Origin of the sequence: Streptomyces fodineus (genome assembly GCF_001735805.1) — a bacterium.
GTDB classification, from domain to species: domain Bacteria; phylum Actinomycetota; class Actinomycetes; order Streptomycetales; family Streptomycetaceae; genus Streptomyces; species Streptomyces fodineus.
Genome location: NZ_CP017248.1, coordinates 8,872,940 through 8,885,319 on the forward strand (window position 1 = coordinate 8,872,940; position 12,380 = coordinate 8,885,319).

At 73.3% G+C, this 12,380-nt stretch carries 13 protein-coding genes and 1 pseudogene; 8 read left to right on the top strand and 6 right to left on the bottom strand.

Going from position 1 to position 12,380, the window contains the following annotated elements; genetic code table 11:
- Positions 1-311: 311 nt before the first annotated feature.
- The gene (locus BFF78_RS38485; protein WP_069782675.1) at positions 312-1,019 is read left to right on the top strand and encodes a glycoside hydrolase family 75 protein; all 708 of its coding nucleotides are present in this window, start codon (positions 312-314) and stop codon (positions 1,017-1,019) included.
- Positions 1,020-1,111: 92 nt separating this feature from the next.
- Here the strand turns inward: BFF78_RS38485 and BFF78_RS38490 are convergent, their stop codons facing one another.
- From BFF78_RS38490 to dhaK, 3 genes are all read right to left on the bottom strand, one after another.
- Entirely contained in the window at positions 1,112-1,522 is a 411-nt protein-coding gene (locus tag BFF78_RS38490) for a PTS-dependent dihydroxyacetone kinase phosphotransferase subunit DhaM (RefSeq protein WP_069782676.1), read from the bottom strand.
- A gap of 2 nt (positions 1,523-1,524) precedes the next feature.
- On the bottom strand, positions 1,525-2,133 hold the full coding sequence (dhaL, locus tag BFF78_RS38495; protein WP_069782677.1) for a dihydroxyacetone kinase subunit DhaL: 609 nt from the start codon (positions 2,131-2,133) through the stop codon (positions 1,525-1,527).
- Between the two features lie 67 nt (positions 2,134-2,200).
- Positions 2,201-3,193 carry a dihydroxyacetone kinase subunit DhaK gene (gene dhaK / locus BFF78_RS38500; RefSeq protein ID WP_069782678.1) on the bottom strand — a complete coding sequence of 331 codons (993 nt, stop codon included), beginning with the start codon at positions 3,191-3,193 and terminating at the stop codon, positions 2,201-2,203.
- A gap of 397 nt (positions 3,194-3,590) precedes the next feature.
- Here dhaK and BFF78_RS38505 point away from each other — a divergent pair, with 397 nt between their 5' ends.
- Positions 3,591-3,938 (top strand): DUF3040 domain-containing protein, encoded by a 348-nt coding sequence (locus tag BFF78_RS38505; RefSeq protein ID WP_069782679.1) that lies wholly within the window; start codon positions 3,591-3,593, stop codon positions 3,936-3,938.
- A gap of 956 nt (positions 3,939-4,894) precedes the next feature.
- Here the strand turns inward: BFF78_RS38505 and BFF78_RS38510 are convergent.
- Positions 4,895-5,458, bottom strand: a complete 564-nt coding sequence (locus BFF78_RS38510) for a hemerythrin domain-containing protein (protein ID WP_069782680.1) — start codon at positions 5,456-5,458, stop codon at positions 4,895-4,897.
- A 680-nt stretch (positions 5,459-6,138) separates the two neighbouring features.
- Between BFF78_RS38510 and BFF78_RS45065 the strand changes: the two genes are divergently transcribed.
- The 3 genes from BFF78_RS45065 to BFF78_RS38525 all read left to right on the top strand — a co-directional run bounded on the left by BFF78_RS45065 (position 6,139) and on the right by BFF78_RS38525 (position 8,732).
- Complete coding sequence (locus BFF78_RS45065; RefSeq protein ID WP_069782681.1) at positions 6,139-6,492, top strand: hypothetical protein; 354 nt, start codon at positions 6,139-6,141, stop codon at positions 6,490-6,492.
- A 127-nt stretch (positions 6,493-6,619) separates the two neighbouring features.
- On the top strand, positions 6,620-8,137 hold the full coding sequence (locus BFF78_RS38520) for an ANTAR domain-containing protein (protein ID WP_227026035.1): 1,518 nt from the start codon (positions 6,620-6,622) through the stop codon (positions 8,135-8,137).
- A gap of 139 nt (positions 8,138-8,276) precedes the next feature.
- The gene (locus BFF78_RS38525) at positions 8,277-8,732 is read left to right on the top strand and encodes an RpiB/LacA/LacB family sugar-phosphate isomerase (protein WP_069782682.1); all 456 of its coding nucleotides are present in this window, start codon (positions 8,277-8,279) and stop codon (positions 8,730-8,732) included.
- 41 nt (positions 8,733-8,773) lie between these two features.
- Here the strand turns inward: BFF78_RS38525 and BFF78_RS38530 are convergent, their stop codons facing one another.
- Positions 8,774-9,139 (bottom strand): DUF6479 family protein, encoded by a 366-nt coding sequence (locus tag BFF78_RS38530; protein ID WP_227026036.1) that lies wholly within the window; start codon positions 9,137-9,139, stop codon positions 8,774-8,776.
- A 146-nt stretch (positions 9,140-9,285) separates the two neighbouring features.
- Here BFF78_RS38530 and BFF78_RS38535 point away from each other — a divergent pair, with 146 nt between their 5' ends.
- Positions 9,286-9,657, top strand: coding sequence for a four-helix bundle copper-binding protein (locus tag BFF78_RS38535; RefSeq protein ID WP_069784080.1), 372 nt, complete (start codon positions 9,286-9,288; stop codon positions 9,655-9,657).
- Positions 9,658-9,783: 126 nt separating this feature from the next.
- Positions 9,784-10,962 carry an acyl-CoA dehydrogenase family protein gene (locus BFF78_RS38540; RefSeq protein WP_069782684.1) on the top strand — a complete coding sequence of 393 codons (1,179 nt, stop codon included), beginning with the start codon at positions 9,784-9,786 and terminating at the stop codon, positions 10,960-10,962.
- 28 nt (positions 10,963-10,990) lie between these two features.
- Here BFF78_RS38540 and BFF78_RS38545 read toward each other — a convergent pair whose 3' ends face one another.
- Entirely contained in the window at positions 10,991-11,692 is a 702-nt protein-coding gene (locus BFF78_RS38545) for a response regulator (protein WP_069782685.1), read from the bottom strand.
- A 310-nt stretch (positions 11,693-12,002) separates the two neighbouring features.
- On the opposite strand from BFF78_RS38545, the pseudogene BFF78_RS44165 reads away from it, so the two are divergent.
- Positions 12,003-12,212 (top strand): annotated as a pseudogene (locus BFF78_RS44165) (universal stress protein); the annotation flags it as partial.
- Positions 12,213-12,380: the final 168 nt, after the last annotated feature.

Below are 12,380 nucleotides of genomic sequence, written 5' to 3' on the forward strand. Positions count from 1 at the left end.
CGTTACGTATGCTGAGTCTCCCTACGGCTGAACTACCCGGGAGAGCAGGTAAGTTCATGCCTGTGGCGCGGACACGCTGTCGTCGCCCATCCCGCGCCGGCGCGGGCGGCCGGGGGATCCGGATCGGCTTCGGCCCGGATCCCCCGGCCCCTGTTGTCACTCACTGTCATCGCACTGGCTCCTGCCGTCCCTCACGGGGTGTCAGAAGCGTGCTCCATCCGGCCCCTTCGGGGCGGTCCGGACGGCCGGGGGCGCGGACCCGCCGCAGAGTTGGCGGAATGTCCGTGTCCCCGACGAGAGGGTCCCTCATCGTGCGTGTCCCCTCGCTGACGCTCGCCGCTGCCGGAGCCGCTCTGCTCGCCCCGGCCGCGCTGCCCGTCCCGGCCGCCGCCATCGCGCCCCGGGAGCGGCCCCTGGCCCGCGGCCAGGTCGCCGTGGCCGCCACCGACCTGCTGGCCGGGCTGGGCGAGTGCCACAAGATCTCCCGTGGCCGATACCGCACCGACGACGGCCGCCCCGCGACGGTGTCCATCTGCGACACCCCGGACGCCGTCTTCTGGAAGGCCGACCTGGACATCGACTGCGACGGGCAGTCCACCCCCCGCTGCAACCCCCGCACCGACCCGCAGTTCGCCACCATGACCGCCTACCAGCAGTCCGACGGCCGCAATCTGAACGCCGAGACCCTGCCTTACATCGTGGTACCGGCCCCGAGCCGCATCTGGAACCCTCGCGATCAGGGCGTACAGGGCGGTTCCGTGGCCGCCGTCGTCTACCGGGGGCGGGTGCAGTACGCCGTGGTCGGTGACACCGGTCCGCGTGACGAAATCGGCGAGGCCTCCTACGCCACCGCCCGTGGCCTCGGTATCCGGACCGACCCGAGCGGCGGCGGGGCGCCTTCCGGTGTCACCTACATCGTCTTCAAGAACTCCCGCGTGGATCCGATCCAGGACCGCGCGGCGGCGACGGCCATCGGGGAACGGCTGGCCAGACTGCTCGTCGCATCGCACATCGAGTGACCGCGCATGGAGTGGCCGCGGGCTAGTGGCCGTGGACATGCGGACGCGGCGAGCCGACGCGGGCAGGTGGCCAGCCGGGCCCCGTGGCCGGGTCACACCTTGCGGTAGCCGTACGCCTCCGTCGCCGCGGCCTCCACCGCGTCCAGGTCGGCACCCGCGGCGGCGGTGACCACCGCGGCCACCGCGCCCTCGACGAACGGCGCGTCCACCAGCCGTGTGCCGTCCGGCAGTTCGTCGCCCTCGGCGATCAGGGTCTTCACGGTGAGCACGGCACTGCCCAGGTCGGTGAGCACCGCGATCCCGGCCCCCCGGTCCACCGAGGCGGCGGCGGCGCAGATCAGCTCGGCGCTGGTGCCGAGCCCGCCACCCTCGACACCGCCCGCCGTGGCCACGGGAACCGCCGGGGCCCCGCCCGCCAGACCCTTCGCCAGCTCGGCGACCGAGGCGGCCACCTCCGCGCTGTGCGACACCAGTACGATCCCGACCACCTTCTCGTCGCTCACCGTCAGCCCCCCGCCCCCGCGGCCGCTTCTTCCAGTCCGGCGATGAGCAGCGCCGACGAGGTCGCTCCCGGGTCCTGGTGGCCGATGCTGCGGGCGCCGAGATAACTCGCCCGGCCCTTGCGGGCCTGCAGCGGGGTGGTGGCCACCGCGCCCTCCTCGGCGGCGGCCCGCGCGGCGGCGAAGCCGTCGCCGAGCGCGTCCACGGCGGGCACCAGGGCGTCGATCATGGTCTTGTCGCCGGGGGCCGCCCCGCCGAGCGCCATCACCCCGTCCACGCCCGCGCGCAGTGCCTCCGCCAGCTGCGCCTCGCTGACCTCGGGGGCGTCGCCGAGCGCCTTGCCGGTCCGGCGCAGCAGCGTGCCGTACAGCGGCCCGGAGGCGCCGCCCACCGTCGAGATGAGCTGTCGCCCGGCGAGGACCAGGATCGCGCCCGGGGTCTCCGGCGCCTCCTTCTCCAGGGCGGTCGCCACGGCCGTGAAGCCGCGCTGCAGATTGCTGCCGTGGTCGGCGTCCCCGATGGGCGAGTCGAGGGCGGTGAGCCGCTCCGCCTCACGGTTGACGGACGCGGTGGCCGCAGCCATCCAACGGCGGAAGAAGTCGGCGTCGAGCACTGGATCTCCTCGCGTGGTAGGGGGGTTGACCGGCGTGGTACGGGTGATGGTCGCCTCGTCCGCCGTATCACATCCCCCAGCGCAGCGCCGGGGTCTTCACCGGCGCGTCCCACAACCGCAGCAGTTCCTCGTCGGCCTGACAGAGCGTCACCGAGGCACCCGCCATGTCCAGGGAGGTGACGTAGTTGCCGACGAGTGTGCGGGCCACGGGCACCCCGCGCTCGCGCAGCACCCGCTGCACCTCGGCGTTGAAGCCGAACAGCTCCAGCAGCGGGGTGGCGCCCATGCCGTTGACCAGCACCAGCACGGGGCTGTGCGGCGGCATGTCCTCCAGGAGCGCGTTCACCGCGAAGTCGGCGATCTCCCCGGAGGTCATCATCGGCCGCCGCTCCCGGCCCGGCTCGCCGTGGATGCCGATGCCCAACTCCAGCTCACCGTCCGGCAGTTCGAAGGTGGGGCTGCCCTTCGCCGGGGTCGTACAGGCGCTGAGCGCGACACCGAAGCTCCGGGAGTTCTCGTTCACCTGACGCCCGATGGCCTCGACCCGCTCCAGCGGCTGCCCCTCGGCCGCCGCGGCGCCCGCGATCTTCTCCACGAACAGCGTCGCGCCGGTGCCGCGCCGGCCGGCCGTGTAGAGGCTGTCGGTGACCGCGATGTCGTCGTTCACCAGCACCTTGGCGACCTGGATACCCTCGTCCTCGGCCAGTTCGGCGGCCATGTCGAAGTTGAGCACGTCGCCGGTGTAGTTCTTCACGATGAACAGCACCCCGGCGCCGCTGTCCACGGCGGCCGCGGCCCGCGCCATCTGGTCCGGCACGGGCGAGGTGAACACCTCTCCGGGACAGGCGGCGCACAGCATGCCCGGGCCGACGAACCCGCCGTGCAGCGGCTCGTGCCCCGACCCGCCACCGGACACCAGCGCGACCTGCCCGGCCACCGGGGCGTCCCGGCGGACGATGACCCGGTTCTCCACGTCCACGGTCAGATCGGGATACGCGGCCGCCATCCCGCGCAGCGCGTCCGCCACAACGGTCTCCGGCACGTTGATCAGCATCCTCATCGGTATCTCCTAGTGCGCCTTGCGGGAGCTGGGTGGAGTACGGAGCTAAAGGCAGTATCGACCTTGGACCAGGTGAGGTCACGCGGGACGCCCGTGGTCACGGTGCGCGACGGGCGTCCCTCGAACCGTGAGCGGTTCATGTGCCGGCGCTGCACACGCAACGCGCCCGGCAGAAACGGGAATCCGTGCCGGCCGCCGTCCGGCTTCCGGTGCTTTCCCGTACTGCGCCACGGGGTTCGACCGCCCGGAGTCGCGGCCAGTCGCCGCTCGTCATGACGTCGTTCCGAGCGGCGGCCCCGGCTCTCGCCGCGGGCGCGGTCCGCATCGGCCGGGCCGTCCGGGGAACTCGGGCGTCCGGAGACGGAGGCCCCCGAGGGGCGCAGGAGGTGCCGTCGCCGTGGACGACCGGGAGATGTGGGAGATGTGGGCGATGTACGACGAGGTACGGCTGTCGCCGCGTGAACGGCTCGTGCTGCTGCAGATCGAGAAGGGCCTCCGGCAGGACCGCCGGTTCGCGCGCCGCATGGGCGACGCGCCCGGCGAAGTGTGGCTGCCGGTGGCCGTGCTGCTGCTCGGCATCGCCTCGGCGTTCGTGGCCGTCGTGGGCGTCCGCACCTCGGACCCCGCCCTGCTCTGCTGCTTCGCACTGCTCTGGCCCCTCACCCTCGTCCAGGCATTGAGCCTCCTGTGCCGAGCGCTCCGCCACCGGACAGGTTCTGGAAATCAGGTGCGGCCGTGGCTCTGAGGGGGGGGCGGGCCCGGCGCCCGGGGGCATCGCTCTGAGCCGCCGGCGACTCGGCCGGTGCCTGGCGGTGAGAGCGGGCCCATGGTGTGCGGGAGGCGAGCGCCTGGGCCTGGTGCCTGGCTGTCCGGCGCCGGGAGGTTGTGGGCGGACGTGTGGGGCTGAGATGCCGGTGAGCGGTGAGCGGTGAGCGTGAGCGGTGGCCGGTGGCCGGTGGGCGGTGACCCGGTCGGGGGCGGAGCCCGTGCCCGGTCAGGTCAGGCCGCCGCCGTGCCCCAGGCTCGAGCGCCGCCCCGAGGTCCCTGCTCCGGCCGGTCAAGAGGCGGCCCCGGGCTTGCTCGGCCACTCGGGCCCGCGCCCGGCCAGGTCGCGGGCCGCTGCCGATGTCGACCAGTTGCCCCGACCCCCTTGCTACGGGCCAGGCCGACCGGAGGTCGCCCTCAGGCTCGACCAGTCACAAGTCACCAGTCAACAGCGCCCCCGGGGCCCTGCTCGCGCCGCCCCCCGGAGCCTTGCCCAACGGCCAGGCCAACCGGTTCCTGCCCTCTGGGTTCGACCAGCCTCCCTTGGGCTCTAGCTCTCAGCGGGGCCAACTCGTTCCTTCCCTGCGGGTTCGACGAGCCGCTGCTGGGCTCCAGCTTTCAGCGGGCCGACCGGTTCCTGTCCTCTGGGCTTGACAAGCCGCCCCTGGGTCCCAGCTTTCAGCCGGGCCAACCGGTTCCTGCCGTCTGGGTTCGACGAGCCGCCGCTGGGCTCGATTCAGCCGGGCCAACTGGTTCCTGTCCTCCGGGCTTGACCAGCCGCCCCTGGGCCCCAGCTCTCTCAGCCAGGCCAACCGGCTTCCGCCTCCGGACTCGACCAGCCGCCTCTGGGAAGCCGGTTGGCCTGCGCCCCCTCGGGCTCGACCAGCCCCCGACCACCGATCCGGCCCCGGCCCCCGCCCCAGTCGCCCCCGTCCCTCAGCTCTCCTTCCCCCGCCCCGACAGTGCGTCGCGCATGCGGTCGACCAGGCCGGCTCCTGGGGCCAGGAGCTTGTTGGCCGGGGGTGTGTCCGGTGCGGACGGGTGGGGGCGCGTGGGGGCCATCTTCTTCGCGCGGCGTACCTTGTCGCCGAGGTCCATCAGGGCGTCCGCGGAGCAGGCGGCCTCCAGTTTGGGGAAGAGGTTCTGCTCCTCGTCCATCACATGGGCCCGGATCTCGCTCATCAGCTGTGCCATGAGCGTGTCGAACTGCGGATCGTCCGCTTGCAGGCCCTCCATGTCCTTCATGATCTGCTCGGCCTTGGAGTGATCCTCGATCTCCTTGTCCGCGATGGCATCCCCGCCGGTCACATGCTCACGCACCGCCGGGTACAGGTACTCCTCCTCCGCGACCGAGTGCCGCACCAGCTCGATCGTGGCCTGGTCGGCGAGGTTCTTGCGGTTCCCGGAGCCGGGCGGCAGCATCGCGATGCGGCCGAAGATCTCCTCGACCTCACGGTGATCGGTCGTCAGCTCCTGGATGACGTTTCCACCGTGGCCCATGTCGTCACCTCCTGCGAGACATCGCGGCGAGCCGGTGGCGGCCCGCCGTCGCCGCGCCGAGTGCCCCGCGGACGGCGCGCTACACGGCCCGCCCGCACGGGGCGGCGCATCGAGTGGCGGTCCGCGGCCGTCCGGCCCGACTCGGACAGCACCCCTCCGCCACCAGCGGTCCAGCACCTCCCCGCCGAGCGCCCCGCCTCGAGTGGGGCCGCACAGATGCCAGTCGTCCGCGGCCGGCCGGGTGTCGCCCGGCAGGCGCGCACAGTCCCTGCCGGACAGCCACGCGGTGAGCCGCGCGCCGACGTCCCGGTGCCGGGTCGCCGTGCCGTGCCGTCCCGGGCGGCTATCTCGGGGGACCCGGTGGCCGCGGGATCGGCCGGATCGGCGGCGGTGTCCACCGGGCCCGGGACGCCGCCTCCGCGCCCGCGTTCGCCCACGTCACCGCCGCACTGCCGTGGGTGCTGCGCCAGCGCGACCCGGGACCGCCGGAGCTGGAACGAAGGCCGGCCGCACTCAGGGGGCCCGCCGGAGCTCACCCGCACGGCGGTATGCCGGCTGAACCGCCCGAGGCGCGACACGCCCGAGCCGAATCGTTGCGTCGGGGCGGGGCCGGAGGCACAGTGAACTCCCGGTCAAGACGCGGCTGGCTGATCCTTCCATCACCCAGGAAGTCCGATCCCATGGAAAACGGTCAGCTGTCCTGTGCCCGGGGCACGGTCGACGCCCCCCACGCCCCGGAGCTCCCCAAGGCGCTCGCCGAGCACATCGCCCAGGCCGACCGGGCCGCCGAGCACCCCGTGCCGGACATGACCGAGGTGCACCTCGCCCGCGCGGCCGCGGTGCGGCCCGTGGACCGGGCGACCGGAGCCGTCGTCTTCGCCGGCCGCGCCCTGCCCGTCGTACAGCCCCGGCCGCAGGTGCGGGAGGCGCTGCGCGCCGCGGGACGGCCGGTGCACGCCGCGACGGAGTCCGCCCTGAACTCCCCGGAGGCCCGTAGACGACCGGGCCCGCGGCCTGGCGGTACCGGTTGGTGAGCCGAGCGGCCCCCGGTGCACGGCACGGCCGGGGGCCGGGCACCCGCCGTGCACAGCGGTCGGGAAGAGGCCGCCCGAGTCCGTCGCGACGTCCTGTCCGGGTGATGCCATCTGTCCGGGTGATGCCATGAAACCTGCTTCCGATCCGCCCGCCGCCACGGCCCCGCTCGTCATCGAGTCGTCCGTCGTCGAGGGACTGCCCGCCGAGGGGGCGCTGCTGCTGCGCATCTCCGGCGGCCTCGACGCCGCGGGAGCCGAATCCTGGTCGGCGGAGCTGCGCGGCCACCTCGAAGAGGCGGACCGCGCGGGCCTGCGGCCCGTCCTCGACATGGCCCATGTGCAGCTCGGCGGTGCCGCCGTGCTGCACACGCTCAGCGAGACGACCCGGGGCCGTGCCGGACGCCCGGACCTGATCATCGTCCGTGCCCGGCCCGGAGTGCGCGAGGCAATCCATCTCGCCCGCCTCGGCGGCGTCCAGCTGTACGCCACCCTCGACGAGGCACTGCGGCAGCTGGCCCGCGCCTCCTCCCGCGTGGAGGAGCTGCCCGCCTGGCGGTCGCAGATGGCGGATCCGCTGCGGCCCGGGTACGAGGATCTGCGCATGGAGGTCCGCGCACTGCGCGCCCGGGTGCGCACCGCCCCGGTCATCGGCATGGCGCAGGGCGTGCTCATGGTGCGCTACGGCCTGCGGGACTCCGGCAGCGCCTTCCGGGCGCTGCGCGAGGCCTCGCAGCGGTTCAACGTGCCGTTGCGCGTTCTGGTCTCCGCCGTGGTGGCGGCCCGGCCCCCGGACGGCGAGGTGTGGTTCCCGGGCCGTCACCCCCTGCCCCTGCCCCAGCTGCGGATCCTGGCCCGCGACGGCCGCGATCCCCGCTACCGGCGGCAGATGATCGACGCCGTGCTGCACGAGGCGCTGGCCATCGCGCGGGCGCCGGCCGGTTACGTGCTGCTGGTCGACCCGGCCGTGCAGGCCCTCATGCCGGAGACCCACTACGGCTGCGCGGACACGTTTCTCGACGACCTCGTGCGCGGCCGGGACGAGGGCACGGCCGATGTGGTCGCGCGGCTGCGCGGACGCCGCGTGAGCGTGCCCGACGTGGCCGCCGACACGCTGCTCTCCGAGGAGGCCCGGCGCGTCCTGCTGACCACCGGCACCGCCGCCCTGCAGAGCATCCCCGTGCTGTCCTCGGCCGGCTCCTGCACCGGCGTGATCACCCTGCACTGGCCCGACGCCGGGCACCGGCCGACCGCCGCACAGGCCGAGGCCCTCGCTCTGCTGGCCTGTGACACCGCGGCCTGGCTGAGCTGGTACCACCGCTCGGTGCTCCTCGACGCCCTCGAACACCTCCACCGGTCGGTGTCCGGTGCGGTCCCGCCCGCCGAGGGCGGGGCGGACGACCCGCGCCGCCCGGGGAACCCGGATCCGGCACACACCACGCACCACCCGGAGGGAGTCCGGCGCATGTCCGATCCGCAGCAGCCCGAACAGCGGCGCAGTGACAAGGGCGGCGGCACCCCGCAGGACAGCGGCGAGCTCATGGCCCGCCAGGCGGCCGCCGGCGGCGCGGGCACCCGCCCGCACGGCACGGACAAGGGCGAGAAGGGCGGCGGCGTGCCGCCGGAGCAGCGGCCGGAGCACCCGTGAGCGAGCGCGCCCCAGGGGTGCGGGGAACCGCGTGCTCAGCCACAGAAAACCCGCCCCTCATACAGAAAACCCGCCCTCATACAGACAACCGGCATACGCGCGTCGCCCGGGCTGTGATCCGCACCGTACGCTCTGATGCATGCGGATCTCCGTCTCCTCCGACATGGACGAACCCGTGGCCCGCCTCCTCGTCGCCGAGCTGGAACGGCGGGGTCACGAGGTGCGCCCGCACGGCGCGCTGCGCGCCGGTGCCGACGCCCAGTGGGCGGCCTGCTCGGAGGCGGCCGCCCGGGAGGTGGCCGAGGGCGCGGTGGACCAGGCGGTGGTGTGCTGCTGGACCGGCACCGGCGCCTCCATCGCCGCCAACAAGGTGCCCGGCGTACGCGCGGCGCTGTGCACGGACGCCGTCACCGCGGACGGCGCCCGCCGCTGGAACGACGCCAACGTCCTCGCGCTGAGCCTGCGCCTGACCTCCGGACCGCTGCTGAAGGAGATCCTCGACGCCTGGTTCGCCGCCGAAGCCAGCCAGGACCCCGAGGACCGGCAGAACGTGGCCCGCGTCGGCCGCCTGGACGCCGCCCGGAAGGATTCCTAGCGGCGTACGGCGCACCGGCGCGGGCCGGGCCGGCTGGAGTTTCAGTGGGCGCCGAGCCCGCCGCCACCGAACGAGCCGCTGGAACCCCGGCTCCAGCGCGGACGATCCTTCGACGCGCTCGGCCTGGTGTCCATGTTGCTCAGCTCGTACGGGGTGAGCGGACGCTCCCCCTTGGGGATCTGGGGAATCTCCTGGGACTCCCTGTTCTCCCGTACTTCGCCCACCGCCCCCTCCGGCGGCAGCTTGGGCTGTTCCTCGGGCCGCGGCCGGGGCGACTCGCGGTACTTGACGCGGGAGGTCATCCAGAAGCCGCCGGCGAGCAGGGCCAGGACGCCCATGGCCACGATGAACAGGACGAGGCTCATCAGGCCGCTCGCCGCGGCCAGCTGCATCGATGCGGTATCCATAGGACAGGGATACCCCGCCCAGAAGCGGACGAACCGGACGCTATGTGTGACGGGTGGCGGACGTAGGGCGACCAAGCCCGGATCAGGGTCCCTCAGGCCCTGTACAACGGTGGTTTGCGGCCTTGCGCCCCGGCTACCCGGACGGTGTGACAACGCCGACTTCGCAGCAGCTCTACCGGTTCCTGGAGGACCGCTTCGCCTGTGCGCAGGCGTGCACGGAGTGCGCCCGGGCCTGTGCGGTGCGCGCGAGTCTCGCCGATCCCGACGGCACCGAGCGCCAGGAACGGGTCCGCAGACTGGGCATCATGTGCGCCGAGGTGTGCGACGCCACGTGCCGCGTGCTGGGTGAGGAGAGCCGGCAGGACGAGGGGGAGATCCGGGTCCGGCTGGAGTGGTGCCGCTCGGTCTGCGAGGAGTCCGCCCGGGCCTTCGGCGACCAGCCCGGCGCCGAGTCGGCCGAGGCGGCCTGCCGGTCCTGCGCCGACGCCTGCTCGGAGTTCCTGGAGAGCCTCGTATGACGGCCGGCCCGGCCGAGCGCTCCGCGCGGTCCGGCGGAATTCCCCCGCGGCACGTCATTCCCTATTTCTGAAACACGTTCTACGGTGTGCGCCGTCAGGACCGCCCTTGGGGAGCCTGGAGGCGCCGTGCATCTCGACCACACGCCCGAACAGCTGCGACTGCGCGCCGAACTGCGCGCCTACTTCGCCCAGCTGGTCCCGGACAACGCCTACGCCCGGTACGCCGACCCGGCCGCGCAGAAGCGGTTCTACCGCGCCACCATCCGCCGGCTCGGCACCGACGGCTGGCTCGGCGTCGGCTGGCCGAAGGAGTACGGCGGGCGCGGCATGACCGCGATGGAGCAGTTCATCTTCTTCGACGAGGCCGCGCAGGCGGGCGTACCGCTGCCGCTGATGGCGCTGAACACGGTCGGCCCGACGCTGATGCGGTTCGGCACCGAGGAGCAGAAGGCGTACTTCCTGCCGCGTGTCCTCTCCGGCGAGATCGACTTCGCGATCGGCTACAGTGAGCCGGACGCCGGCACCGACCTGGCCTCGCTGAAGACCAGGGCCGTACGGGACGGGGACGACTACGTCGTCAACGGGCAGAAGATCTGGACGACGAACGGCGACACCGCGGACTGGGTGTGGCTGGCGGTGCGCACCGACCCCGCCGCCCCGCCGCACAAGGGCATCACCATGCTGCTGGTGCCGACCTCCGACCCGGGCTACTCCTGCACGGTGATCAACACGCTCGCCTCCCACGACACCACCGCGAGCTACTACGAGAACATCCGCGTCCCGGTCTCCCGCCGCGTCGGCGAGGAGAACCAGGGCTGGCGGCTGATCACCAACCAGCTCAACCACGAACGCGTCACCCTCGCCGCGCACGGCACCATGGCCATCCGCGCGCTGTCCGACGTGCAGCGCTGGGCGCGCGAGACCAAGCTCGCCGACGGCCGCCGGGTGGCCGACCTGCCCTGGGTGCGCCGGCTGCTGGCCCGTACCCACACCCGGCTCGACGCGCTGAAGCTCCTGAACTGGCAGATGGTCACCGCCGTCCAGGACGGCACGCTCACCCCGCAGGACGCCTCCGCCGTCAAGGTCTACGGCTCAGAAGCCCGGCGGGACGCCTACGCCTGGCTCATGGAGATCGTCGCAGCGGCCGGTCCCTTGAAGGAGGGCTCGGCGGGCGCCGTCCTGCACGGTGAGCTGGAACGCGGCTACCGCTCGGCGGTCATCTTCACCTTCGGCGGCGGCAACAACGAGATCCAGCGCGAGATCATCTCCTGGATCGGCCTGGGAATGCCGAGGGTGCGGCGCTAGCCGGCGGCGAGCGGCGGCTGGGGCGGCCTCACCGAGCCGGGCGCGCCCCGGAGTCACGCGGCTCCAGGTGCGAGGCGAGGACCGCCGCCTGGACCCGGCGCTGGACGCCCAGCTTGGCCAGCATCCGAGAGATGTGGTTCTTGACGGTCTTCTCCGACAGATAGAGCCTCTTGCCGATCTCACGGTTGGTGAGACCGTCCCCGATCAGGGCGAGGATGTCCCGTTCGCGCGGCGACAGGGTCTCCAGCTCGGGCGGCACCGCCGGGCTGTCCGCCGGGTCGGTCCGCAGGGAGCGCATGAGCCTGGCCGTGGTCGCCGGGTCGAGCATCGACTGGCCCGAGGCGACGGTGCGGACCGCGGAGACGAGATCGGAGCCCTTGATCTGCTTCAGCACATAGCCGGAGGCCCCGGCCATGATGGCGTCCAGCAGGGCGTCATCGTCGTCGAACGAGGTCAGCATCAGGCACGCCAGCTGCGGCATCCTGCTGCGCAGTTCCCGGCAGACCGTGATGCCGTCCCCGTCCGGCAGCCGTACGTCGAGCACGGCGACGTGCGGGCGCAGCGCGGGGCTGCGGACGAGCGCGTGCTCGGCGGTGTCCGCGTCGCCGACCACGGAGATGTCCGGTTCGGCGTCGAGCAGGTCGGTCAGGCCACGTCGTACGACCTCGTGGTCGTCCAGCAGGAACACACGGATCGGGTTCTGCTCCGTGAAGGTGCGTGCTTCGGTCATGACGACCTCTCGTTCCCCGGGGACGAACAGAACTGCGGGGCTGCCCACGGCTGATGATCCATCCATCCGTGCCGTAGGGACTAGGGCCGACCGGCCCCACTCACGCCGTGATCGACGGACGCGAGGTCGGTCCGCACGCCCACCACCTTGACGGCGACCACGCCCACCACCCGGCCCCCGCCCTCCAGCACGGCGTCGCCGGCGCCGGCAGAGGGCCTCTCGGCCCCGCGCAGGGACTTGCGGCCCCTGACCCCCGGGCCGCCGCGTCCCCACGCTGGAAGCGGATCCGTGGTCCCGGGAGGTGGAGACGATGACCCGAACCGTCACGGCAGGTCTCGACGGCTCGCCCGAGCGCCGCGCCGCCGCCGAATGGGCGGCGCGCGAAGCAGGGCTACGGCATCTGCCGCTGAGGATCGTCCACGTCCGGGAGCCCGTGCCCGCGCCGGCCGCTCAGGCCCCGCTGCTCGGTGGCGAGACCGATCAGGGCTGGACCGAGCGGGTTCCCCGTGAGAGGCATCCCTGCGTGCGGTGCCCGTACGGGCTTGGCGACGCCCCCCGCACACGATCACCGGTCGCCTCCGGCCCGCCGGCGAACCGGTACCGGCCGAGCGGCAGCGGGCCGTAGCGCTGCTGGACGAGGCCCTGTGGGACGCGCCGCCCGCCGCAGGCGCGTCGCCGCACCGTCGAG

Bases quoted from the DNA above. Each gene is read 5' to 3' on its own strand.
- dhaK (WP_069782678.1), bottom strand. From the start codon at position 3,193: ATGAGGATGCTGATCAACGTGCCGGAGACCGTTGTGGCGGACGCGCTG.
- BFF78_RS38525 (WP_069782682.1), top strand. From the start codon at position 8,277: ATGCGGATCTCCGTCTCCTCCGACATGGACGAACCCGTGGCCCGCCTC.
- BFF78_RS38530 (WP_227026036.1), bottom strand. From the start codon at position 9,139: ATGGATACCGCATCGATGCAGCTGGCCGCGGCGAGCGGCCTGATGAGC.
- BFF78_RS45065 (WP_069782681.1), top strand. From the start codon at position 6,139: ATGGAAAACGGTCAGCTGTCCTGTGCCCGGGGCACGGTCGACGCCCCC.
- BFF78_RS38510 (WP_069782680.1), bottom strand. From the start codon at position 5,458: ATGGGCCACGGTGGAAACGTCATCCAGGAGCTGACGACCGATCACCGT.
- BFF78_RS38545 (WP_069782685.1), bottom strand. From the start codon at position 11,692: ATGACCGAAGCACGCACCTTCACGGAGCAGAACCCGATCCGTGTGTTC.
- BFF78_RS38520 (WP_227026035.1), top strand. From the start codon at position 6,620: ATGAAACCTGCTTCCGATCCGCCCGCCGCCACGGCCCCGCTCGTCATC.